Origin of the sequence: Streptomyces sp. NPDC001941 (genome assembly GCF_040296945.1) — a bacterium.
In the GTDB taxonomy this organism is placed as follows: Bacteria; Actinomycetota; Actinomycetes; order Streptomycetales; family Streptomycetaceae; genus Streptomyces.
Genome location: NZ_JBEOYE010000059.1, coordinates 1 through 22,270, shown reverse-complemented (window position 1 = coordinate 22,270; position 22,270 = coordinate 1). Strand labels below are relative to the sequence as shown.

Sequence of the window (22,270 nt, the reverse complement as noted above, 5' to 3'; positions counted from 1 at the left end):
ACCGTCACGCAGGGTGACCGCACACCGCGTTCGTGTGGTCGTCCGTACCCGCCGCCCGGGCCGCGCACCACGGCTTACGGCACGGTTCACCGGCCGTTCACCATCGCACGCCGACGGCTTCACCTGATCTGCCTAATTTCGGCCTTACACGGTGAACGGCACCCCGCCGCACCGCACACTCCGACGCTCGCCGCCGTATGAAGTCAGCTGTGAAACGGACTCGGGCGGCAACTGGAAGGAACACCCGAAAGTGAAGCTTCAGCGCAAGAACGGGCTTCGCGCCACCGCGCTCGGTGCCCTCGCCGTGTCCGGCGCCCTGGTCCTGACGGCGTGTGGTTCCGACAACAACAGCGGCGGGACCGGCAACGACACCAAGACGAACGCCGCGTCGAACATCAAGTGCGACGGGGCCAAGGGCCAGCTGCTCGCCTCGGGCTCCTCCGCCCAGAAGAACGCCATGGACGTCTGGGTCAAGAACTACCTGGCGGCCTGCAAGGAGACCCAGGTCAACTACAAGGCCTCCTCGTCCGGCGAGGGCATCGTGGCCTTCAACCAGGGCCGCGTCGGCTTCGCGGGCTCCGACTCCGCGCTGAAGCCGGAGGAGGTCGAGGCCTCGAAGAAGATCTGCAAGTCCGGCCAGGGCATCAACCTCCCGATGGTCGGCGGCCCGATCGCGATCGGCTACAACCTGGGCCCCGACGTCAAGGACCTGGTCCTGGACGCCCCCACGATCGCCAAGATCTTCAACGACAAGATCAAGAGCTGGGACGACCCGGCGATCGCCAAGCTGAACCCGAACGCCAAGCTCCCGAAGAAGGCCATCCAGGCCTTCCACCGCTCCGGTGAGTCCGGCACCACGCAGAACTTCGGCAAGTACCTCGGCAAGACCGCCAAGACCGAGTGGCCCTACGAGGCCGAGAAGAAGTGGCCGGCCCCCGGTGGCCAGTCCGCGGGCGGCTCGTCCGACCTCGCCGCCCAGGTGAAGCAGGTCGACGGCGCGATCGGCTACTTCGAGCTCTCGTACGCCACCTCGCAGTCCATCCCGACCGTCGCGATCAACACCGGTGCCTCCGCCCCGGTCGCGGCCAACTCGGAGAACGCCTCCAAGGCCATCGCCGCCGCCAAGATCAAGGGCACCGGCAAGGACCTGGCGCTGGACCTCGACTACGCGACGAAGGCCGAGGGCGCCTACCCGCTCCTCCTCGTCACGTACGAGATCGTCTGCGACACGGGCAACAAGGCCGAGACCCTGGGCGCGGTGAAGTCCTTCCTGGGCTACACCGCCTCCGACGAGGGCCAGAAGGCGCTCGCCGCGATCGGCTACGCCCCGATCCCGGCCGAGATCAACGCGAAGGTCCGCGAGACCGTCAACGGCCTCAACTAAGAGGCTCTCCCCAGGCCCGGGACACCCCTCCGGGCCTGGGGGCCTCCTCCGGTGCACCGCCGCCAGGGGAGCCGCGCGTACCGCGACTCCCCCACACAGACCGGAAAGATCATGGCTATATCCACCGAAACACCGCCGGCCCGGCCGGCGCCCGAGGGCGGCCGCTCGACCGGCCGCGCGGGTGACAAGGTCTTCGCCGGCCTCTCCCGGGGTTCCGGCATCCTCCTCCTCGTGGTCATGGCGTCCATCGCCGTGTTCCTCACCTACCGCGCCAGCCTCGCCCTGTCGAAGAACGAGGGGAACTTCCTCACCACCTTCGACTGGGACGCCTCGGCCACCCCGCCGGTCTTCGGCATCGCGGTCCTGCTCTTCGGCACCGTCGTCAGCTCGGTCATCGCGATGGTCATCGCGGTCCCGGTCGCCGTCGGCATCGCCCTCTTCATCTCGCACTACGCGCCGCGCAGGCTCGCCGCGCCGCTCGCCTACGTGGTCGACCTGCTGGCCGCCGTGCCCTCGATCATCTACGGCATCTGGGGCGCCCTCTTCCTGGTCCCGTACCTGGAGGGCCTCAACCTCTGGCTGGACGAGTACCTCGGCTGGACGTACGTCTTCGACAAGACCGAGGTCGGCGTCGCCCGCTCGCTGTTCACCGTGGGCATCCTGCTGGCGATCATGATCCTGCCGATCGTCACCAGCGTCAGCCGCGAGGTCTTCCTCCAGGTCCCGCGGATGAACGAGGAGGCCGCCCTGGCCCTCGGCGCCACCCGCTGGGAGGTCATCCGCCTCTCGGTGCTGCCCTTCGGCCGCTCCGGCGTCATCTCCGCCTCGATGCTGGGCCTGGGCCGCGCGCTCGGCGAGACGATGGCCGTCGCCACGGTGCTCTCCCCCAGCTACCTGATCTCGCTGCACGTGCTCGATCCGGGCGGCGGCACCTTCGCCCAGAACATCGCGGCGAAGTTCGACGAGGCCAACGAGTACGGGCGCGACGCCCTGATCGCCTCCGGCCTGGTGCTCTTCGTCCTCACCCTGCTGGTCAACGGCGCGGCCCGCCTCATCATCGCGCGCCGCAAGGAGTACTCGGGGGCGAACGCCTGATGAGCACCACGATCCAGGACCCGCGCGCCGCGGCCGCCGCGCCCCGCAAGAACTCCCTCAGCCGCCGCGGGCTCCCCCGCTGGGCCCCCTTCGGCTTCGCCGCCCTGGCCGTCGCCCTCGGCACCGGCACCGGCGCGGGCTTCGGCCTCGACAGCCGCATGCAGTGGGGCCTGATCTCGGCGGTCCTGTTCATCGTCATCTCGTACGTGGTCACCTCCGCGGTCGAGAACCGGCGCCAGGCCAAGGACCGCGTCGCCACCAGCCTCGTCTGGGTGAGCTTCATCCTCGCGGTCGTGCCGCTGCTCTCGCTGATCTGGATGACGGTCAGCAAGGGCGTCAAGGTCCTCGACTTCTACTTCCTGAGCCACTCGATGGCCGGCGTCACCGGCTTCGAGGCCGGCGGCGGCGCGTACCACGCGATCATCGGCACGCTGGAGCAGGTCGGCATCGCCACCCTGATCTCCGCGCCGATCGGCCTGCTGACCGCGGTCTACCTGGTCGAGTACGGCAAGGGCGCGCTGGCCAAGGCCGTGACGTTCTTCGTCGACGTGATGACCGGCATCCCCTCCATCGTGGCCGGCCTCTTCATCCTGTCGATCATGCTGCTCGCCGACCTCCAGCCGTCCGGCCTGATGGGCTCCCTGGCCCTGTCGATCCTGATGCTGCCGGTCGTCGTCCGCTCCACCGAGGAGATGCTGAAGCTCGTCCCCAACGAGCTGCGCGAGGCCGCCCTGGCCCTCGGCGTCCCCAAGTGGCGGGTGATCCTGAAGGTGGTCATCCCGACCGCCGTCGGCGGCATCACCACGGGCGTCATGCTCGCCATCGCCCGCATCGCCGGTGAGACCGCGCCGATCATGCTGCTGGTCTTCGGCAGCCAGCTGATCAACAACAACCCGTTCGAAGGCCCGCAGTCCTCGCTCCCCTTCTACATCTGGGAGCAGTACCGGGTGGGTACCGAGGCCTCCTACGACCGCGGCTGGGCCGCGGCGCTGGTCCTCATCGCCTTCGTCATGATCCTCAACCTGGTGGCCCGCGGCATCGCCCGCTGGAAGGCCCCGAAGACCGGCCGCTGACGCGGCTCATTGGAAGTGATTCAGATGGCCAAGCGAATCGACGTCAGCGGCCTCTCCGCGTACTACGGCGCCCACAAGGCGATCGACGACATCTCGATGACCGTCGAGCCCCGCTCGGTGACGGCCTTCATCGGCCCCTCCGGCTGCGGCAAGTCCACCTTCCTGCGCACCCTCAACCGGATGCACGAGGTCACCCCCGGCGGCCGCGTCGAGGGCAAGGTGCTGCTGGACGACGAGAACCTGTACGGCTCCGGGGTCGACCCGGTCGCGGTGCGCCGCACGGTCGGCATGGTGTTCCAGCGCCCCAACCCGTTCCCGACCATGTCGATCTTCGACAACGTCGCGGCGGGCCTGCGCCTGAACGGCAAGTACAAGAAGTCCGAGCTGAGCGACGTCGTCGAGAAGTCCCTCAAGGGCGCCAACCTCTGGAACGAGGTCAAGGACCGCCTGAACAAGCCCGGCTCCGGCCTCTCCGGCGGCCAGCAGCAGCGCCTGTGCATCGCCCGCGCCATCGCGGTCGAGCCGGACGTCCTGCTGATGGACGAGCCCTGCTCCGCCCTCGACCCGATCTCCACCCTCGCCATCGAGGACCTGATCGGCGAGCTGAAGGAGCGCTTCACGATCGTCATCGTGACGCACAACATGCAGCAGGCCGCGCGCGTCTCCGACCGCACCGCGTTCTTCAACCTGGCCGCGGTCGGCCAGCCCGGCAAGCTCATCGAGATCGACGAGACCTCGCGCATCTTCTCCAACCCGTCGGTCCAGGCCACCGAGGACTACATCTCGGGCCGCTTCGGCTAGGCCGACCCCAGCACGTCTCGCGGTGCTGCATGGCGGTGCCACCGCAAGACGATGGGCCCGCCCCCTCTCTCCCAGAGGGGGCGGGCCCGCTTTCGTACGTCGTACCCGCGCGTCCGCGGGCGTACCACCGCTACCCGAAGGCCAGCCGCACCACGAAGTAGCTCACCGCGGCGACCAGCGCCGCGGCCGGCATGGTGATGAACCAGCCCAGGATGATGTTCTTGGCGACGCCCCAGCGCACGGCCTTGACGCGCTTGGTGGCGCCGACGCCCATGATCGCCGAGGTGATGACGTGGGTGGTGGAGATCGGCGCGTGGAAGATGAACGCCGAGCCGAACATGATCGAGGCACCGGTCGTCTCGGCCGCGAAGCCCTGCGGCGGGTCCAGCTCGATGATCTTGCGGCCCAGGGTGCGCATGATGCGCCACCCGCCGGCGTAGGTGCCCAGCGACAGCATCACGGCGCAGGCGATCTTCACCCAGACCGGGATCGGGTCGCCCGGGCCCTCGACGTCCGCGATGACCAGGGCCATCACCACGATGCCCATCGTCTTCTGGGCGTCCTGCAGGCCGTGGCCCAGCGCCATGCCGGCCGCCGAGACGGTCTGCGCGATGCGGAAGCCGCGCTTGGCGCGGTGCGGGTTGGCCTTGCGGAACAGCCAGAGGATGGCGCACATCACCAGGTAGCCGACCACCAGGCCGATCACCGGCGAGATGAACATCGGGATGACGATCTTGTCGAGCACGCCCGACCAGTAGACGGTGGTGCCGCCCGCCAGCGCCGCGCCCACCATGCCGCCGAACAGGGCGTGCGAGGAGGAGGACGGCAGTCCGAAGTACCAGGTGACCAGGTTCCAGATGATCGCGCCCACCAGGGCCGCGAACAGGATCCCCATCCCCTTGTTGCCCTCGGGCGTGGAGATCAGGCCCTCGCTGACGGTCTTGGCCACGCCGCTGCCCAGGAAGGCGCCGGCGAGGTTCATCACGGCCGCCATCGCCAGTGCCGCGCGCGGGGTCAGCGCCCGCGTCGAGACGGAGGTCGCGATGGCGTTGGCCGAGTCGTGGAAGCCGTTGGTGTACGTGAATCCGAGCGCGACGCCGATGGTCACGATCAGCGCGAAGGTGTCCACGGACTCAGGACTCCTTGACGGCGATGGTCTCCACCGTGTTCGCCACGTGCTCGAACGCGTCCGCCGCCTCTTCGAGGACGTCCACGACCTGCTTCAGCTTCAGCACCTCGATGGCGTCGTACTTGCCGTTGAAGAGGTGGGCGAGCAGCTTGCGGTGGATCTGGTCGGCCTGGTTCTCAAGCCGGTTGACCTCGATCCAGTACTCCGTGAGGTTCTCCATGGTCCGCAGGTGCGGCATGGCCTCGGCGGTGAGCTCCGCGGCCCGGGAGAGGACCTCGATCTGCTGCTCGACGCCCTTGGGCAGTTCCTCGATGTTGTAGAGGACGACCAGGTCGACGGCCTCCTCCATGAAGTCCATGATGTCGTCGAGCGAGGACGCGAGGGTGTAGATGTCCTCGCGGTCGAACGGCGTGATGAACGAGGAGTTCAGCTGGTGGAAGATCGCGTGGGTGGCGTCGTCACCCGCGTGCTCCGCTGCCCGCATCCGCTCCGCGATCTCGGCCCGGGCGGACTGGTCCGCACCGAGGAGTTCCATCAGGAGCTTCGAGCCCGTGACGATGTTGTCCGCGGACGCGGCGAACATGTCATAGAAGCTCGTCTCCCTGGGGGTCAGACGAAATCGCACGTGGGGTCCTCGGGGTGCATGGGATTCGGTCAGGCTGATGCTAGGCGCATCATCCGGCCACGGCTAACCGGCGTTCTTCAGTGTCGCCCATCAGGCACAGTGATCCGAACGGGCCCCCGCCCCGACCCGCGGGGATCGGTACCATATACCCACGAGGGGTATACGGACCCGCTCACGACAACGGGAGGACGCGATGACGACCACCGAGGCGGCCGACCTTCCGGTCAGCGGCGAGCAGACGGACCACGACCGCGGGGTGCACGGCTACCACAAGCAGAAGGACGAGCACCTCAAGCGGCTGCGCCGGATCGAGGGCCAGATCCGCGGCCTGCAGCGGATGGTCGACGAGGACGTCTACTGCATCGACATACTCACCCAGGTCTCCGCCTCCACCAAGGCCCTGCAGTCCTTCGCGCTGCAGCTCCTGGAGGAGCACCTGCGGCACTGCGTCGCCGACGCGGCCCTCAAGGGCGGCGACGAGATCGACGCCAAGGTCGAGGAGGCCACCAAGGCGATCGCCCGCATGATGCGGACCTGACCGGGCCGGTACGGTCCCGGGGCGCGGCGGCCACGACGACCGCCCCGCGCCCCCGGGTCACCGCCCGAGCAGCGCGGCGGCCCGGTCCGCCGCCACCCTGAGCACCTCGTCGATGCGGTCCGGGCTCAGCCGCTCCTCGCCGGTGGCGGACGCCGCGATCATCAGCTCGCCGCACAGCTCGATCTCGGCGAGGGCGACGTGGTCCTGGACGGTCGTCGTACTGGGCGGAGCCACGTGCGTTCACCTCTTCCTGCCGGTGCCGGCTTCCTAGCGTAGGGAGCGGGGCACGCGCCGCGCATGGCACGTAGGGACCATTTACTCCCTGGGCCCTGCGGCGTGCCTCACACCGGCCTCAGGCCCTGATCCTGCCGGAGTAGATGTCCCGCCCCCGCGGCAGCGCCACCCGGACGGGCGCCCCGAAGTCGTACAGCAGCGTGGTCGAGACCACCGCCACCGCCCGCTCCCGGTTGCCGAAGCTGAACCGGTGGCGCACCTTCCGCAGCCTCCCCTGGTCGTCCAGGTAGGCGTCGAACGGCACCGCGTCCGTACTGAACCCCTTCGCCGCCGCCGCCAGCGTCGCGCGCGACCGGGCGTCCGCCGCCCGCGCCGCCGCGCCCAGGTCCGCCGTGCCCCGGTAGTGCCGCACCGCCACCCCGGCCAGCTCCTCCCGGCCCACCAGCGTCACGCCCCGCGCCCCGCGCAGCAGCTCGGCCGCCGCCCACGGGTCGGTCGCGCCGCCCGTCACCAGGTTGCCGTCCGCCAGCGTGGTGGTGTCCACCCGCACCCACTTGTCGGCGGGCACCCCCGCGCCCCGGTTCTTCATGTACAACGCGCCCGGCGCCAGGACCTCGGTGACCGGCCGGTGCTCGTCGGCGCCCGCCGCGTCCTTGGGCAGCACCACCCGCAACTGGCCGAGCCGCCGGGCGAAGTCGTACCCGCCCTCGCCCCGGATGGTCACCCGGGTGCCGCCGGAGGCCGTCTCCATCACCGTGCGCGCCCGGGCCGTGCCCGCCGCGCCCAGCACCCGGGCCGCCCCGCGGACCGCCTTCGCCGGGTCCTCGCCCGGCCTGGCGTCGGCCTCCTGCCCCGAACAGCCGGCCAGCGCCGCCACCGAGACCACGGCGGCCGCCACGGCCACCGCCCCGCGTCCGCGCCTGTGCTGCACCACCATCGACTGCCGACCCCCAAACGACCGGTAAGCCCCTTGTCCGACACCCCCGCCCGTCCCTCCTAACGACCACCTCGGCCACCCGTAACGCGCCGGGTCCCCAGTACGGTGGAGAGGTGCATCCGCGAGGCCCACACGAGACGACCACGACCGAGCGCGGCTCCTTCTGCTCCGCGCAGTGCTCCTGCGGCTGGCGGGGACCCGCCCGACGCTCCCGGGACCGCGCCCGCCAGGACGCCCACGAGCACGTCAGAGCGCAGACGTCCCTCAGCGCCCACTGAGCGTGCGGGGAGGGCCCGGAAGGCAGAGGGCCAGGAAGACACCCGCACCCGTGCGTCGCCGCGAGGGGGCGGGAGCGCTCAGGCGGCGAGGTCGTTCTGCTCGCTGCCGCCGAGGCGCGGCTCGGGGAGGTCCAGCGGCTCGGGCCGCTCCCAGGCCGGGGCCCGGCGCGAGCGCACCAGGACCGACAGCCGCCCCGCGCGGGACACGGCGGAGACCACCGGGGTCAGCAGCGCCAGGGCGAGGGGCGCGAGCAGCAGCGTGACGGCGGTGCCGAGCGCGAACCCGCCGACCACGTCGGTCGGGTAGTGCACGCCCATGAAGACCCGGCAGAAGCCCTCGGCGAGCGCGAGGCCGATGGCGGCGAGGCCGAAGCCCCGGTGGGCGACGAAGACGCCCACGCCGACGGCCATCGCCAGGGTGGCGTGGTCGCTGACGAAGGAGAAGTCGGTCTTGCCGGAGGCCAGCACCTCGAGGCCCTGGTGCTCCAGGAACGGGCGGGGCCGCTCGACGAAGCCCCGGATGGGGATGTTCACCAGCAGCGCGAGCCCGGCCGCGAGCGGCGCCCAGACCAGGCCGGTGACGGCGGCGACGGAGTCGTCCAGGGTGCCGCGCCGGCGCACGCTCCACCAGCAGCAGAGCACCAGCAGGACGAGCGCGAGCAGGATCCCGTACTCGCCGACGAACCCCATGGCGCGGTCGAACCACGACGGGGCGTCCTTGGCCAGCCCGTTGATGTCGTAGAGCAGGCCGACATCGGGGTTCGAACCGTCCGATGCGAGTCCAGCCATCTGCCCAGGCCCCTTGCCTTCCGTCACCGCGCGCGGTGGCGCGTCCACCGCGCCCAGTCCAGGGAACGACGGATGCGGAGCGGGCGTTCCACTCTCCACCGAACGATCACCAGGACGTTATCGAAGGGTGACACGTCATCGCAGCTCAGGGCCTTGGCCTCACGGAGAGTTCCAGCCACGGCCGAGCCGCGTTCAGGCCTGCGGCAGGTTCCTCGGCAGCGCTTTCGCGCCATCCTCGGTGACCCGGGTCGCCCCGAAGTAGTCCGGCGTGTCGATCTTGTCGAAGCGGATCACGGCGCCGGTGTACGGCGCGTTGATCATGTACCCGCCACCGACGTAGATCCCCACGTGGTGGATGGCCCGCGAGTTGGTGAGGTCGTCGGAGAAGAAGACCAGGTCGCCCGGGAGCAGCTCGTCGCGCCCCGGGTGCGGCCCGGCGTTGTACTGGTCGTTGGCCACCCGCGGCAGCTCGATCCCCACGGTGCGGTACGAGGCCTGGGTCAGCCCGGAGCAGTCGAACCGCCCGTTCTGCTCGGGCGTGCCGTTGCCGCCCCACAGGTACGGCGTCCCCAGCTTCTGCTGGGCGAAGTAGATGGCCGCCGCGGCCTGCTTGGAGGGCTCCACCCGGCCCACCGGCGCGGCGAAGCTCTTCTCCAGGGAGCGGATGATCCTGACGTAGTTCTGCGTCTCGCTGATCCTCGGGACGCCGCCGGACTTGATCACCCGGTAGGCCCCCGCGTTGTAGGCGGCGAGCATGTTGTCCGTCGGGTCGCCGGGCACCTTCTTGACGTATCCGGCCAACTCGCAGTCGTACGACGCGGCTGACGGAATCGCGTCGGCCGGGTCCCACACGTCGCGGTCGCCGTCCCCGTCGCCGTCGATGCCGTGGCCGGCCCAGGTGCCCGGGATGAACTGGGCGATGCCCATCGCGTTGGCGGGGCTGGTCACCCTGGGGTTGAAGCCGCTCTCCTGGTACAGCTGGGCCGCCAGCAGCGCGGGGTTGATGGCGGGGCACAGGTTGCCCCACTTCTGCACCAGCGGCTGGTACCGGGCGGGCACCGCACCCTTCGCGAGCGCCACGGCGCCCCCGGTCGCGCCGGCGCTCCCGAAGATGCCCGAGGCGGCCGCGTACGTACCGACGACGAGCAGGCCGACGAAGCTCAGGCAGAGGCCGATCACCCCGCCCGCGACCCACCACGCCTTACGCACCGTCAACCACCTTCCGCGCCAGGGCAGTCCACCGTCCGTCAGTGTAGGTGCGGAAGGCCGTGGCGGGGCCGAAGGTGTAACAACGACAGTCATTGCCCGCGGTCACGCCCCGTGATACACAGAGTGACCATACGCGTACGCGCATACAAACCGGTCCCGCCACCGCCGCAGGTCAGCGCAACGGGCTCGGTCATACGTGCGACGACACGAAAAGAGACCCGCCAAGACGGCATACGAGGCCGGTTTCATCAGCGAAGATAGTGCGACGACCCGTGCCCTGGGAGCCCGGGCGTCGAACTACCCAACAGGGGCGGTGAGTTACATGTACCTGGCGGCCGAAAAGGGCGACATCACCACCATCATCGGAGGAATCGCCCCGAACTGGGGGCCGTTCGGAACCCTGGGGAACGAAGCCCGGGTGATGATCGAGGTCGTGATGGCGGTGGCCATCCTGCTCTGCCTGGGCATCGCGATCTGGGGTGCGGCCAAACAGCGCATCGGCGCGACGGCCCTGCGCGACACCTTCAGCGCGGAACAGGGCAAGGGCCTGATCGTGGCGGGCCTGACCGGTGTCTTCATCATCGGCTCACTGGGGACACTGTTCACCATCGTGTACGGAATGGCGGTCTGACCCCCACTCAGCACGCCCGTCCCCCACCTCCCCGCCTCTCCCACCCCTCCCCTCCCCCTACTCCCCGTCCGCCCGTCGTGCCCCCCGGCAGAGGTTGCGTCTCCTGATGTCGAGTCACCACACCGCGCCCGCGCGGCAACCAGCAGGGCTACCTTCGTCGTACGCGCATTCGCACACGACGGAGGGGGCGTACGCGACATGAGCCTCGGCGAGGACAACACCGGCTACGGCGGCGTCGGCGGCACGGGCCAGACCCGCACCCGGCTCCCCGAGAGCCCCGGCGCGGACCCCTACGGCACCCCCCGCCGCCCGGCCCGCACCTCACGCTCGCTCATCATGGTCGTGGGCGTGGTGGTGCTCCTGATCGCGGCCATCGCCTTCGCGAACCGCAGCGGCGACGAGGGCCCCACCGCCAAGGACGGCACGAAGGGCGCCCCGGGCACGGCCCCGACGGCGGCGTCGGGGGAGCGCCCGGTGGAGGGCAAGAACGGGTCGATCCCGGTGGGCTACCCACGGACGGAGGAGGGCGCACAGAGCGCGGCGTCGAACTACGCCGTGCCGCTCGGCTCCGCCGACATGTTCGACCGCGACCGGCGGCACGCCATCGTGGACACCGTGTACGCGCCCGACGTCGCCAACGCCCGACAGGGCGACCTCGACAAGGTGTACTCCGACAAGGACTTCCTGTCCCGCATCGGCCTGCGCACGGACGGCACCGCCCCCGAGGGCATGACGTTCGTCTCGCGCATCATCCCGGTGGGCACGAAGATCGACGGCTACGCGGGCGACACCGCGACCATCGCCGTCTGGTACTCCTCCCTGTTCGGCCTGGCCGGCGACGGCTCGAAGAGCCCCGTCTCGGAGAGCTGGTACACGACGACCTACCAGCTCCGGTGGATCGACGGCGACTGGAAGGTCACCGACTTCACGCAGAAGCCCGGGCCCGTGCCCGTGGGGCGCGACCAGCGGGCCTCGGACGCCCAGGAGATGGCCGACGCCGTGAACCAGTTCGGAGGCTTCACGTATGCCCGGTAAGCGCATGCGCCGCTCCCTCACGCTCACCGGCGCGGTCACCGCTCTCCAGACCGCGGCGGTCCTGGGCGCCACCCGGGTGTTCGCCGCGCCCAGCCCCGGCCCCTCGCCCTCCCCCAGCCCGTCGAAGAGCAACAGCGCCTGCGACCTCATCCGGGGGCCCGCGCGGGACTACTGCGACAACGGGGAGCCCGGCTCCCGCCGGTCGGGCACCCTGGACGACCCGTCCAGCGCCCTCGACCCCCTCTCCTCCCTCGCCCGCGGCTGCGCCGACGCCGCCGCATGGGTCGTCGACACCCTCTCCAAGTCCGTCAAGACCACCGCCGAGGTCGACTTCACCAACACCACCTTCCTCGGCCAGTACGCCATCGTCTTCGCCGCCGCCACCGTCCTCACCCTCCTCCTGTGGCTGCTCGCCGTCGCCAAGCGCGCCATCCGCGGCGTCCCGCTGCCCACCGCGTTCTCCGAGGCCGTCGGGTTCCTCTGGCTCACCGTGCTGGCCTCCGCCTTCACCCCGCTGATCCTGTACACGGTCGTCTCCGCCACCGACGCCGTCACGGACGTCATCGCCTCCGGCACCGGCGGCCAGACCGACGCGTTCTTCGGGAGCTTCAAGGAGGCCCTGAAGAAGGGCGACGACATCGGCGGCGGCCCGATCATGCTGATCGTCGTCTCCCTCGTCACGATCCTCGCCGCCGGCGTGCTCTACCTGGAGCTCTTCCTGCGCGCCGTCCTGCTGTACGTCGGCGCGCTCCTCGGCGTCGTCGTCTACTCCGGGCTCGTCGACAAGAACATGTGGGGCCACGTCCGCCGCTGGGCCGGCATCATGATCGCCGTCATCCTGGTGAAGCCGGTCATCGTGATCGTCCTCGGCCTGGCCGGCGCCCTCTCCCAGGGTGACGGGCCCAACGCCTTCTCCGCCGTCGTCACCGGCCTCGCCATCATCCTGCTGGCCATCTTCGCCTCCGGCATGATCTACCGCTTCGTCCCCGGCTTCGGCGACGAGATCGTCGCCTCCCGCAACAACCGCCTGCACCGCGCCGGGGAGAACACGGCCGCCGCCGTCATCTCCTCCCCCGCCGCCCTCGTCTCCCAGGGCATCAAGACCCACAGCACCCGCCAGGGCGGCGACGGCAACTCCGGCGGTGGCGGCGGCGCCCGCCCCGCCAACCCGCTCTCCGGCGGCGTGGCCGCGCACAGTTCACGCACCGCCTCCTCGACCGGGGGCGGGGCGGGCGGCGGATCTGTCCCCTCCGCCGCACCCCCGCCCCGTAGCGGCTCCGGCCCGACCGCCGGAACCCCGCACAGCAGCCGCACCGGCAACAGCAGCCAAGGAACCACAGGAGGTGGAGGGCGTTGACGACCCAGTCCCAGCCGATCACGCCCCGCCGTACGTATCTCATCGGCCGCGCCCGGCCGAACGCGATCGTCGGCAAGAACCGCGAGACCGGCGAGATCGCCCTGATCATCGGCGGCGCGTTCCTCGGCATGATGAGCGGGCTGATCGTCCCCGTCCTGTCCCTGCGCATCGTCCTGCTCATGGGCTTCCCGATGCTCGCGCTCGCCGCGGTGTACGTCCCGTACAAGCACCGCACCTTCTACAAGTGGTTCGAGATCAACCGCAGCTACAAGCGCAGCCTCAAGCGCGGCACCGCCTACCGCTCCACCGCCGCCGAGTCCGGCACCCGCGCCGACGGCCGCGAGGTCGAGATCGGCCCGCCCCCCGGCATCGGCCGCATCAGCTGGCTCGCCGCCCCCTTCGGCCCGGACGAGATCGCCGTCCTGCTGCACGCCGACCGCCGCACCGTCACCGCCGCCATCGAGATCGAGGGCCCCGGCGTCGGCCTGCGCGACAGCGAGGACCAGGAAGCCCTGGTGGACCGTTTCGGCACCCTCCTCAAGCACGTCGCCAACGGCGACGGCTTCGTCACCCGGCTGCAGATGCTCGCCCGCACCCTGCCCGCCGACCCCGACGCCCACGCCAAGGACGTCGCCCAGCGCGGCGACGCCGGCGCCCCCGTCTGGCTGCGCGACTCCTACGACCAGCTCCAGTCCATGGTCTCCACCTCCAGCGAGCAGCACCGCGCCTACCTCGTCGCGTGCATGCACTTCACCCGCGAACTCGCCGCCGAGGCCCAGACCATGGCCCGCGCCGCCGCCCACACCGCCGGCCGCCGCAAGCTCGACCGCGACGCCGGCCTCGCCGTCGTCATGGCCCGCGAGCTCACCGACATCTGCGCCCGCCTCGCCGAGGCCGACATCCGGGTCCGCCAGCCGCTCGGCCAGGGCCGGCTCTCCTCCCTCGTGCACTCCATGTACGACCCGGACCACCCCATCGACCACATCCAGGCCATGACCAAGCGCAACGCCTGGCCCGCCGAACTGGACGCCGTCGAACCGACCTACCTCCAGGCCAAGACCCGCGAGTCCTCCACCCGCGCCCCCTGGTGCCACGCCACGGCCTGGGTCAAGGAGTGGCCGATGACGCCCGTCGGCGTCAACTTCCTCGCCCCGCTCCTCGTCCACACCCCCGACGTGATCCGCACGGTCGCCGTCACCATGGACCTGGAGCCCACCGAGGTCGCCATCGAGCGGATGCTCACCGAGAAGACCAACGACGAGGCGGAGGCCTCCCGGGCCGCCAAGATGAACCGCACCGTCGACCCGCGCGACATCGCCGCGCACGGCAGGCTCGACCAGCGGGGTGAAGATCTCGCGAGCGGCGCGGCAGGGGTGAACCTGGTCGGGTACATCACTGTGTCGTCACGCTCGCCCGAGGCCCTGGCCAGGGACAAGCGGACGATCAGGGCCTCCGCCGGCAAGTCGTACCTGAAGCTGGAGTGGTGCGACCGCGAGCACCACCGGGCCTTTGTGAACACCCTGCCGTTCGCGACCGGCATCCGCCGTTAAGGGGCCCTGATCCTCATGCGAGATCCGCTGTCCGTCCTCACCGACGCGTTCACCTCGTTCCTGTTCGGCAAGGTCGAGACGACCCGCCTCCCGGTGCGCACCTCCACCGGCCAGGCCCAGGCCGTCTACCTGCCGACCGCCGCGCCCGGACTCGGCGACTCGGGCGTGATCATCGGACGCGAGGTCTACAGCGGCAAGGGCTACATCTACGACCCCTTCCAGCTGTACGGACAGCAGCTCCCCGCCCCCCACTGGCTGGTCCTCGGCGAATCCGGCAACGGCAAGTCCGCGCTGGAGAAGACCTACGTCCTGCGGCAGTTGAGGTTCCGCGACCGCCAGGTCGTCGTCCTCGACGCCCAGGGCGAGGACGGCGTCGGCGAGTGGAACCTCATCGCCCAGCAGCTGGGAATAACGCCCATCCGGCTCGACCCGATGGTCGCCAACGACTCGGGCATCCGCCTCAACCCCCTCGACCCCGCCATCACCACGACCGGCCAGCTCGCCCTGCTGCGCACGATCATCGAGGTGGCGATGGGCCACGGCCTCGACGAGCGCTCCGGCTTCGCCCTCAAGGTCGCCCACGCGTACGTCAACGAGGCGATCACCGACCGCCAGCCGGTCCTGACCGACATCGTCGAGCAGCTGCGGCACCCCGAGTCCCAGTCGGCCGAGGCGATGAACGTCGACATAGACGACGTACGGGCCTGGGGCCTGGACGTCGCCCTGGTGCTCGACCGCCTGGTCGACGGCGACCTGCGGGGCATGTTCGACGGGCCGACCACGGTCGGCATCGACCTGGACGCCCCGCTGATCGTCTTCGACCTGTCCCACATCGACCGCAACAGCATCGCCATGCCCATCCTCATGGCGATCGTCGGCGTGTGGCTGGAGCACACCTGGATCAGGCCCGACCGCAAGAAGCGCATCTTCCTGGTGGAAGAGGCCTGGCACATCATCAACAGCCCCTTCGTCGCCCAGCTGTTCCAGCGCCTGCTCAAGTTCGGCCGGCGCCTCGGCCTGTCCTTCGTCGCCGTCGTCCACCACCTCTCCGACGTCGTGGACGGCGCTGCGGCCCGGGAGGCCGCGGCCATCCTCAAGATGGCCTCGACCCGCACGATCTACGCCCAGAAGGCCGACGAGGCACGCGCCACCGGGCGGGTCCTCGGCCTGCCCCGCTGGGCGGTCGAGATCATCCCGACCCTCACGCCGGGCATCGCCGTCTGGGACGTCAACGGCAACGTGCAGGTGGTCAAGCACCTGATCACCGAGGCGGAACGCCCGCTCGTCTACACCGACCGCGCGATGACGGAGTCCTCGGTCAGCGAGGACGACGAGCTGGAGTGGGAGACGGAGCAGCGGGCGGCGCTGATGGAGCGGCAGCTGGGCGAGTCCTCCGAGTCGACGGTGGCCTGAGCGTGGAGCGCGCACCCAAGGAACGGGGCATCCCGGACGCGCTCCTGGTCGGCGTCCTCGCGTTCGTCCTGGGCCTGACGGTCCTGGTGTGGACGGCCACGGGCCTGTCGGGCCTGTTCGCCCACGGGGCCTGGCCGGACCAGGTGACGTTCACCAACACCCCGCAGGCGATGCGCGCCCTGGCCGCCCGCCCCCACGACCTCCCCGGCGCCTGGCCGACCACCCCGGCCCCCCAGCTCTCGGGCTACGGCCTCTTCTGGGGCCTGCTGATCGGCCAACTGATGATCCTGATGGTCCTCACGATCTTCACCTTGGGCACATGGGCCAGATGGAGAACGGTCCGCAGGAACCGCGCCCGTGGTGGGCAGCTCCCTCCCCAGGCCCTTGGTGGGCAATCGTTCCGCGGGGCGAGTGGGGTCTCCCCTGTTCGAGCGGAGCCGAGAACTCGGGGAAGGGTGGGCACCACCCCGGAGGCCCCGCACCGTCCGGAGCCGGTGACCCCGGAGACCCCGCTCCCCGTGGAGCAGGAAGCCCCAACGCCCCCGCCCCCAGAAGTCCCCCTCCCCCCACAACGCACCCACCTCCTCTACGGCCCCGTCGAAACCCGCCGCCCCACCACCCTCCAGCACATCCACGACGCCGAAGGCCCCGCCCTCGTCGTCACCTCGGACCCCACCATCTGGTCCGAGACCAAGGACGCCCGCGCCAAGCTCGGCCCCGTCCTCGTCTACGACCCCGGCCACCTCTGCGACACCCCCGCCCGCCTGCACTGGTCCCCCACCGCGCACTGCGAGGACCCGGAGACGGCGCACCGGCGGGCCGTCGCGCTCCTCGCCCCCGTACGCCCGCACTCCCGCCTGGACTCGGCGGTCGCCGACACGGCGGAAACGCTCCTGCGGTGCTGGCTGCACGCCGCCGCCGTGGACGGGCTGCCGTTCAAGCAGGTGCACCGCTGGGCGCAGAACAACGGCGCCCACGAACCCGTACGGATCCTGCGTACGCACCCCAAGGCCACCAACAGCCAGGCGGGACTGCTGGAGTCCGCGCTCACCGCGTACCCCGAACGGCGCCAGATGGCCCAGGAGCTGACCGCGCGGGCGCTTTCCTCGCTGTCCTCGATCCACATCAGGGACGCGTGCACGCCCAACCGATCCGATGCGCTGGCCCTGGAATCTTTCGTCCACGAGGGGGGCACCCTCTATGTGGTGGGTGAACCGATCGAGGACCCCCGCACCCGCCCCGCAGCGATGCCCCTGCTCACCGCACTCGCATCAAGCGTGGTCGAGCACGGCCGCCGCATGGCCGCACGGTCATCCGACGGTCGGCTCGACCCACCACTGACGCTCGTCCTGGACGACGTCGCCGCCGTGGCGCCGCTGCCCGCCCTCCCCGAGCTGCTGGCCGACGGCCACGAGCGGGGCCTGCCCACCACGGTGCTGCTGCGCTCGCAGGAGCAGGCGCGCGCCCGCTGGCCCGAGCCCCTGCCCGGCTGACGACGGGAAGCCGCCCGACGGGAACCCCGGAGAGAACCCCTACACCCCCGCCGGACGCGGCAGTTCGTACTCCAGCTCCAGCTTCGTCTCGTCGCCCGGCATCGGCACCGTCGCCCCGCTGGGCGCGAAGCCGAAGCGGCGGTAGAAGGCCGCGGCGCGCGCGTTGTCCTCGTGGACGTACAGCCGCACGCGCCGCACGGTCTCCCCGCCCAGCGCCCAGGACCAGTCCACGGCCGCCCGGAACAGCGCCCCGGCCAGCCCGGAGCCGCGCGCCCGCTCCCGTACGAACACCCCCACCAGGTGCGTCTGCGGCGCCTCCGGCTCCCCGCCGAACGGGCCCGGGTCACCCGGCCGCTCGACCAGCACCGTCACCGTCCCGGCCCAGCCGCCGTCCGGCTCCTCGGCGACCAGCTGCAGCACCGCGCCGTCGCCGGTGGCCCCGGCCGCGCGCCCCTGCCAGAACGCGTCGGGCTCGCCGAGCGCCTTCTCGTACGACTCCAGGAAGGCGATCGGCGCGACGGGGTCCTGGAGCGCGACGAGCCTCAGCTCGCGGCACTTCTCCCACTCGTCGGCCCGGACGGGACGGATGCGGTATTCCATGCACCCATCCTGACCAGCACACACGCACGGAGGCAACGGAATTCGGCCACCGCGGCCACTGCTCGCCACCACGGCAACCACGGCCACCACAGCCACCGGGACGTCGCCGACGCCCGCGTCGTACCCCGGTACTACGCCCGCGCGCCCGCTCCCGCCCCCGGTCGGACGCCCCGCGCCCCACCGCTCCGTAGCGTCGTGGACATGATCGAAGCCCAGGAACTCACCAAGCGCTACGGCGACAAGACCGTCGTCGACCGGCTCGGATTCACCGTCAGGCCCGGCACCGTCACCGGCTTCCTCGGCCCCAACGGCGCCGGCAAGTCCACCACCCTGCGCATGCTGCTCGGCCTCGACGCCCCCACCCACGGCCGCGCCACCGTCAACGGCCGCCCCTACGCCGCCCACCGCGCGCCCCTCACCGAGGTCGGCGCCCTCCTGGAGGCCCGCGCCGTCCACCCCGGGCGCACCGCCCGCAACCACCTGCTCGCCCTCGCCCACACCCACGGCATCCCGCGCTCCCGCGTCGACGCCGTCCTGGACCTGGCCGGACTCACCGCCGTCGCCGACCGCCGGGTCAAGGGCTTCTCCCTCGGCATGGGCCAGCGCCTGGGCATCGCCGCCGCCCTGCTCGGCGACCCGGCCGCCGTCGTCCTCGACGAGCCGGTCAACGGACTCGACCCCGAGGGCGTGCTGTGGATCCGCACCCTCCTCAAGTCCCTTGCGGCGGAGGGCCGTACGGTCCTCGTCTCCTCGCACCTGATGAGCGAGATGGCCCTCACCGCCGACCACCTCGTCATCATCGGCCGCGGCAGGCTCCTCGCCGACACCACCGTGGAAGCCTTCGTACGCGACTCCGGCGCCCGGCACGTCAAGGTCGTCACCCCCGAAGCCGCCACCCTCGCCGCACTGCTCGCCGCCCCCGGCGTCGAGGTCGCCACCGCCGCCCCCGGCACCCTGGAGGTGCGCGGCACCGACGCCGAACACGTGGGGCGCACCGCCGCCGCCCACGGCGTCCCGCTCTTCGAACTCACCCCGCTCACCGGCTCGTTGGAGGAGGCGTTCATGGACCTCACCCGCGACTCGGTCGAGTACAAGACCACCCGCACGCCGATCGGAGCCGCCGCATGAGCACCGCCCACGGGACCACGGCCCTCCCCGCCCGCCGCCTCACCACCGCCCGCGTGCTGCGCTCCGAGTGGCACAAGCTGTGGACGCTGCGCTCCAGCTGGATCACCCTGCTCACCGCCTCCGTACTCACCCTGGGCATCGGCCTGTTCATGGGCGGCACCTACGAGAGCGACGGCAGCGACTCCGACGTGGACGTCGTCGTCATCGTCCTCATCGGCATGCAGTTCTCCCAGGTCGCCCTCGCCGTCCTCGGCATCCTGTGCACGGCGGGGGAGTACGCGAACGGCATGGTCCGCGCCTCCCTCACCGCCGTCCCCCGCCGCCTCCCCGTCCTGTGGTCCAAGGCCGCCGTCTTCGGCTCCGTCGTCCTGGTCCTCACCACCGCCACCCACCTGGTCACCTTCCTCGGCGCCCAGGCCTTCCTCCACGACACCGACCAGGCCGCGTCCCTCGGCGACCCCGGCGTGCTGCGCGCCGTCCTCGGCAGCGCCGCCGGCCTCACCCTGCTCGGGCTCACGGCCCTCGGCCTGGGCGCCCTGCTGCGCTCGGTGCCCGGCGCGATCGGCGCGTTCGTCGTCGCCGTACTCGCCCTGCCCGAGGTCATCGGCCTGCTCCCGTACGAGGCCGTGCGGGACGCCGTCGCCTACTTCCCCGCCCAGTGCCTGCGCGCCCTCGGCTCCGCCCACCCGGTCCCCGACGCCGCATCCCCCGCCACCGCCCTGCTCGCCCTCGCCCTGTGGGCCGCCGGCACGCTCGCCCTGGCCGGCACCCTGCTCAAGCGACGCGACGTGTGAGCACCGCGCCCCGCACCAGGCCCCGGCCTTCCGGCCGACCCCGCCCGTCAACTCCCGCACCGGTGTACGAGGATGGGCCCGTGGCAGACGAAACGCGCCCGGGCCCGCCCCGCCCGGCCGGGACCCACCCGCTGACCGGCGGCCTCACGGCCCTCGGCGCGCTGCTGCGCGGCTTCGACCGCCGCCACCCCGCCGTGTGGGACCTGCTGCTCACCTCCTTCTGGCTGGTCGCCGTGCTCATCGACGCGACCGGCGGCGGCTGGCGCAGCACCGCCTTCGACCAGGGCGCCCCCGGCTGGCTCGTCGTCCTCGTCGCCGCCGGGTTCGCCGCGCCGCTGCCCTGGCGCCGCACCCACCCCTACCGGGTCCTCGCCGCGATGCTGCCGTTCTCGCTCCTCAACGCCTGGAGCGGCGCCTACCTCCAGGCCGGCTACCTGGTCTGGATCGCCTTCTTCCACGTGGTCCTGCGCCGCCCCCCGCGCACCCTGCTCGCCGCCCTGCCCCTGATCGCGCTGCCGCTCCTGGTGGGCGTGGTCCGCTACCCGGCCGAGGCGTGGAGCCGCCAGATCCTTCCGGAGCTCGACGGACTGCTGCTCGTGGCCCTGCTCGCGCTGGGCGTCCGGATGCGCCGGGAGAGCACCGCGTCCCTGGAGGAGCGCGCCCACCGCCTGGAGGTCGAGCGCGACCAGCAGGCACAGCTGGCCGCAGCCGCCGAACGCGCCAGGATCGCCCGGGAGATGCACGACATCATCGGCCACAACCTCTCCGTCATCACCGGCCTGGCCGACGGCGGCAGGTACGCGGCCGCCAAGAGCCCCGAGCGCGCCGCCCAGGCCCTCGACGCCATCGGCACCACCAGCCGCCAGGCCCTGGCCGACCTGCGCCGCCTGCTGGGCGTGCTGCGCGAGGACGAGGAAGGGGCCGCCCGCGCCCCGCAGCCGACGCTGGACGACCTGGACGACCTCGTCGACGGCGTCCGCACCGCGGGCCTCCCGGTCCGCCTGGTCCGCCGCGGCCCGGCCTCACCGCTCTCCCCCGGCCGCCAGCTCACGGTCTACCGGGTGGTGCAGGAGGCCCTGACGAACACCCTCAAGCACGCGGGCACCGACGCACGGGCCGAGGTCACGCTCGCGTACGGGGAGAAGACCCTGACGGCCACGGTCACCGACACCGGGACACCGACGCACGGCACCGGCCCCGGCGGGATGGGCTCCCCCGGTCAGGGCCTGACCGGAATGCGCGAGCGCGCGGCGCTCTTCGACGGCACACTCGACGCGGGCCCGCGGCCGGACGCCGGCTGGCGGGTCGCCCTGCGCATCCCCTTGGAGGACAGTTTGGAGGACACCCCCTCGTGACGACCGTGCTCATCGCCGACGACCAGCCCATGCAGCGCTTCGGGTTCCGGATGCTCCTGGAGAGCCAGGACGACATGACGGTCGTCGCGGAGGCCGCCAACGGCTCCGAGGCCGTGCGCCACGTCGCCCAGCACTCCCCCGACGTCGCCCTGATGGACATCCGCATGCCGGGCCTGGACGGCATCGAGGCCACCCGCCGCATCCTCGCCGCGGGCGCCCGCACCCGGATCCTGATCGTGACGACCTTCGACCTCGACGCGTACGCGTACGAGGGGCTGCGGGCCGGCGCCAGCGGCTTCCTGGTGAAGGACGCCCAGCCCGAGGAACTGCTCTCCGGCGTACGGGCGGTGGCGGCCGGGGACGCGGTGGTGGCCCCGACCCTGACGCGCCGGCTCCTGGACGCGTACGTCCACCACCTGCCGCGGACCCCGGGCGCCCCTCCGGCACCGGACGCCCGGCTGGCCGCGCTCACCTCACGGGAGACGGAGATCCTGACGGCGATCGGCAAGGGCTGGTCGAACACGGAGATCTCCGAGCACTTCCACCTCGCGGAGTCGACGGTGAAGACGCACGTGGGCCGCATCCTGTCGAAGACGGGGGCGAGGGACCGGGTGCAGGCGGTCATCCTGGCGTACGACACGCAATTGGTGAGCCCGGCATAGGAAACAGCCCTGAAAAGGGCCTTGAAAAGGGTCGTGAACGCAAAAATGCCTCAACCCCCGGACACAGTCCGGGGGTTGAGGCTAAAAAAAGTTCGGCGGCGTCCTACTCTCCCACAGGGTCCCCCCTGCAGTACCATCGGCGCTGAAAGGCTTAGCTTCC

The 22,270-nt window shown here is 71.4% G+C and carries 22 protein-coding genes and 1 rRNA gene; 15 read left to right on the top strand and 8 right to left on the bottom strand.

The features are described 5' to 3' along the window. Nucleotides 1-250: 250 nt before the first annotated feature. From pstS to pstB, 4 genes are all read left to right on the top strand, one after another. Entirely contained in the window at nt 251-1,384 is a 1,134-nt protein-coding gene (pstS, locus tag ABT160_RS31320) for a phosphate ABC transporter substrate-binding protein PstS (protein ID WP_351651302.1), read from the top strand. Between the two features lie 111 nt (nt 1,385-1,495). Continuing rightward, the gene (pstC, locus tag ABT160_RS31315) at nt 1,496-2,479 is read left to right on the top strand and encodes a phosphate ABC transporter permease subunit PstC (protein ID WP_351651301.1); all 984 of its coding nucleotides are present in this window, start codon (nt 1,496-1,498) and stop codon (nt 2,477-2,479) included. Then, on the top strand, nt 2,479-3,552 hold the full coding sequence (pstA, locus tag ABT160_RS31310) for a phosphate ABC transporter permease PstA (protein WP_351651300.1): 1,074 nt from the start codon (nt 2,479-2,481) through the stop codon (nt 3,550-3,552). The genes pstC and pstA overlap by 1 nt, the downstream gene beginning before the upstream one ends. Before the next feature lie 24 nt (nt 3,553-3,576). After that, entirely contained in the window at nt 3,577-4,353 is a 777-nt protein-coding gene (gene pstB / locus ABT160_RS31305; protein ID WP_351651299.1) for a phosphate ABC transporter ATP-binding protein PstB, read from the top strand. 130 nt (nt 4,354-4,483) lie between these two features. Here the strand turns inward: pstB and ABT160_RS31300 are convergent, their stop codons facing one another. Both ABT160_RS31300 and ABT160_RS31295 read right to left on the bottom strand, forming a co-directional pair. Continuing rightward, a complete protein-coding gene (locus tag ABT160_RS31300; RefSeq protein ID WP_351651298.1) occupies nt 4,484-5,482 on the bottom strand; it encodes an inorganic phosphate transporter in 999 nt (332 codons plus the stop codon). 4 nt (nt 5,483-5,486) lie between these two features. Next, entirely contained in the window at nt 5,487-6,107 is a 621-nt protein-coding gene (locus ABT160_RS31295) for a DUF47 domain-containing protein (protein WP_351651297.1), read from the bottom strand. Nucleotides 6,108-6,300: 193 nt separating this feature from the next. Between ABT160_RS31295 and ABT160_RS31290 the strand changes: the two genes are divergently transcribed. Next, a complete protein-coding gene (locus ABT160_RS31290) occupies nt 6,301-6,645 on the top strand; it encodes a metal-sensitive transcriptional regulator (protein ID WP_351651296.1) in 345 nt (114 codons plus the stop codon). A gap of 57 nt (nt 6,646-6,702) precedes the next feature. On the opposite strand, the gene ABT160_RS31285 is transcribed toward ABT160_RS31290, so the two are convergent. The 4 genes from ABT160_RS31285 to ABT160_RS31270 form a co-directional block, all read right to left on the bottom strand. After that, nucleotides 6,703-6,879 (bottom strand): hypothetical protein, encoded by a 177-nt coding sequence (locus tag ABT160_RS31285; RefSeq protein WP_351651295.1) that lies wholly within the window; start codon nt 6,877-6,879, stop codon nt 6,703-6,705. Nucleotides 6,880-6,997: 118 nt separating this feature from the next. Next, nucleotides 6,998-7,816, bottom strand: coding sequence for an SCO4651 family lipoprotein (locus tag ABT160_RS31280; protein ID WP_351651294.1), 819 nt, complete (start codon nt 7,814-7,816; stop codon nt 6,998-7,000). Nucleotides 7,817-8,172: 356 nt separating this feature from the next. Beyond that, on the bottom strand, nt 8,173-8,883 hold the full coding sequence (locus ABT160_RS31275) for a phosphatase PAP2 family protein (RefSeq protein WP_351651293.1): 711 nt from the start codon (nt 8,881-8,883) through the stop codon (nt 8,173-8,175). Between the two features lie 192 nt (nt 8,884-9,075). Next, on the bottom strand, nt 9,076-10,092 hold the full coding sequence (locus ABT160_RS31270) for a C40 family peptidase (RefSeq protein WP_351651292.1): 1,017 nt from the start codon (nt 10,090-10,092) through the stop codon (nt 9,076-9,078). Between the two features lie 322 nt (nt 10,093-10,414). On the opposite strand from ABT160_RS31270, the gene ABT160_RS31265 reads away from it, so the two are divergent. The 6 genes from ABT160_RS31265 to ABT160_RS31240 all read left to right on the top strand — a co-directional run bounded on the left by ABT160_RS31265 (nt 10,415) and on the right by ABT160_RS31240 (nt 17,571). Continuing rightward, nucleotides 10,415-10,723: a DUF8827 family protein gene (locus tag ABT160_RS31265; RefSeq protein ID WP_003985768.1), complete on the top strand. Its 309-nt coding sequence runs from the start codon at nt 10,415-10,417 to the stop codon at nt 10,721-10,723. A 198-nt stretch (nt 10,724-10,921) separates the two neighbouring features. Then, complete coding sequence (locus ABT160_RS31260) at nt 10,922-11,758, top strand: hypothetical protein (protein ID WP_351651291.1); 837 nt, start codon at nt 10,922-10,924, stop codon at nt 11,756-11,758. Then, nucleotides 11,748-13,115, top strand: a complete 1,368-nt coding sequence (locus ABT160_RS31255) for a hypothetical protein (protein ID WP_351651290.1) — start codon at nt 11,748-11,750, stop codon at nt 13,113-13,115. Before ABT160_RS31260 ends, ABT160_RS31255 begins: the two co-directional genes overlap by 11 nt. Continuing rightward, nucleotides 13,112-14,665: an SCO6880 family protein gene (locus ABT160_RS31250; RefSeq protein ID WP_351651289.1), complete on the top strand. Its 1,554-nt coding sequence runs from the start codon at nt 13,112-13,114 to the stop codon at nt 14,663-14,665. The genes ABT160_RS31255 and ABT160_RS31250 overlap by 4 nt, the downstream gene beginning before the upstream one ends. A gap of 15 nt (nt 14,666-14,680) precedes the next feature. Then, nucleotides 14,681-16,078, top strand: coding sequence for an ATP-binding protein (locus ABT160_RS31245; protein ID WP_351651288.1), 1,398 nt, complete (start codon nt 14,681-14,683; stop codon nt 16,076-16,078). Nucleotides 16,079-16,080: 2 nt separating this feature from the next. Then, the gene (locus ABT160_RS31240; protein ID WP_351651287.1) at nt 16,081-17,571 is read left to right on the top strand and encodes a type IV secretory system conjugative DNA transfer family protein; all 1,491 of its coding nucleotides are present in this window, start codon (nt 16,081-16,083) and stop codon (nt 17,569-17,571) included. Nucleotides 17,572-17,610: 39 nt separating this feature from the next. Here ABT160_RS31240 and ABT160_RS31235 read toward each other — a convergent pair whose 3' ends face one another. After that, entirely contained in the window at nt 17,611-18,171 is a 561-nt protein-coding gene (locus ABT160_RS31235; RefSeq protein ID WP_351651286.1) for a GNAT family N-acetyltransferase, read from the bottom strand. Nucleotides 18,172-18,372: 201 nt separating this feature from the next. Here ABT160_RS31235 and ABT160_RS31230 point away from each other — a divergent pair, with 201 nt between their 5' ends. The 4 genes from ABT160_RS31230 to ABT160_RS31215 all read left to right on the top strand — a co-directional run bounded on the left by ABT160_RS31230 (nt 18,373) and on the right by ABT160_RS31215 (nt 22,110). Then, entirely contained in the window at nt 18,373-19,299 is a 927-nt protein-coding gene (locus ABT160_RS31230) for an ABC transporter ATP-binding protein (protein ID WP_351651285.1), read from the top strand. Continuing rightward, nucleotides 19,296-20,093, top strand: a complete 798-nt coding sequence (locus ABT160_RS31225) for an ABC transporter permease (RefSeq protein ID WP_351651284.1) — start codon at nt 19,296-19,298, stop codon at nt 20,091-20,093. The genes ABT160_RS31230 and ABT160_RS31225 overlap by 4 nt, the downstream gene beginning before the upstream one ends. Nucleotides 20,094-20,173: 80 nt before the next feature. Continuing rightward, complete coding sequence (locus ABT160_RS31220) at nt 20,174-21,448, top strand: sensor histidine kinase (protein WP_502984333.1); 1,275 nt, start codon at nt 20,174-20,176, stop codon at nt 21,446-21,448. Further along, complete coding sequence (locus ABT160_RS31215) at nt 21,445-22,110, top strand: response regulator (RefSeq protein ID WP_351651283.1); 666 nt, start codon at nt 21,445-21,447, stop codon at nt 22,108-22,110. Before ABT160_RS31220 ends, ABT160_RS31215 begins: the two co-directional genes overlap by 4 nt. 90 nt (nt 22,111-22,200) lie before the next feature. Here ABT160_RS31215 and rrf read toward each other — a convergent pair. Continuing rightward, nucleotides 22,201-22,270: ribosomal RNA gene (rrf, locus tag ABT160_RS47150) — 5S ribosomal RNA — on the bottom strand; the annotation flags it as partial.

Coding starts and splice junctions, on each gene's coding strand:
- ABT160_RS31235 (WP_351651286.1), bottom strand. CDS start 18,171: ATGGAATACCGCATCCGTCCCGTCCGGGCCGACGAGTGGGAGAAGTGC.
- ABT160_RS31230 (WP_351651285.1), top strand. CDS start 18,373: ATGATCGAAGCCCAGGAACTCACCAAGCGCTACGGCGACAAGACCGTC.
- ABT160_RS31225 (WP_351651284.1), top strand. CDS start 19,296: ATGAGCACCGCCCACGGGACCACGGCCCTCCCCGCCCGCCGCCTCACC.
- ABT160_RS31280 (WP_351651294.1), bottom strand. CDS start 7,816: ATGGTGGTGCAGCACAGGCGCGGACGCGGGGCGGTGGCCGTGGCGGCC.
- ABT160_RS31265 (WP_003985768.1), top strand. CDS start 10,415: ATGTACCTGGCGGCCGAAAAGGGCGACATCACCACCATCATCGGAGGA.
- pstC (WP_351651301.1), top strand. CDS start 1,496: ATGGCTATATCCACCGAAACACCGCCGGCCCGGCCGGCGCCCGAGGGC.
- pstA (WP_351651300.1), top strand. CDS start 2,479: ATGAGCACCACGATCCAGGACCCGCGCGCCGCGGCCGCCGCGCCCCGC.
- pstB (WP_351651299.1), top strand. CDS start 3,577: ATGGCCAAGCGAATCGACGTCAGCGGCCTCTCCGCGTACTACGGCGCC.
- ABT160_RS31245 (WP_351651288.1), top strand. CDS start 14,681: ATGCGAGATCCGCTGTCCGTCCTCACCGACGCGTTCACCTCGTTCCTG.
- ABT160_RS31290 (WP_351651296.1), top strand. CDS start 6,301: ATGACGACCACCGAGGCGGCCGACCTTCCGGTCAGCGGCGAGCAGACG.
- ABT160_RS31275 (WP_351651293.1), bottom strand. CDS start 8,883: ATGGCTGGACTCGCATCGGACGGTTCGAACCCCGATGTCGGCCTGCTC.
- ABT160_RS31255 (WP_351651290.1), top strand. CDS start 11,748: ATGCCCGGTAAGCGCATGCGCCGCTCCCTCACGCTCACCGGCGCGGTC.
- ABT160_RS31260 (WP_351651291.1), top strand. CDS start 10,922: ATGAGCCTCGGCGAGGACAACACCGGCTACGGCGGCGTCGGCGGCACG.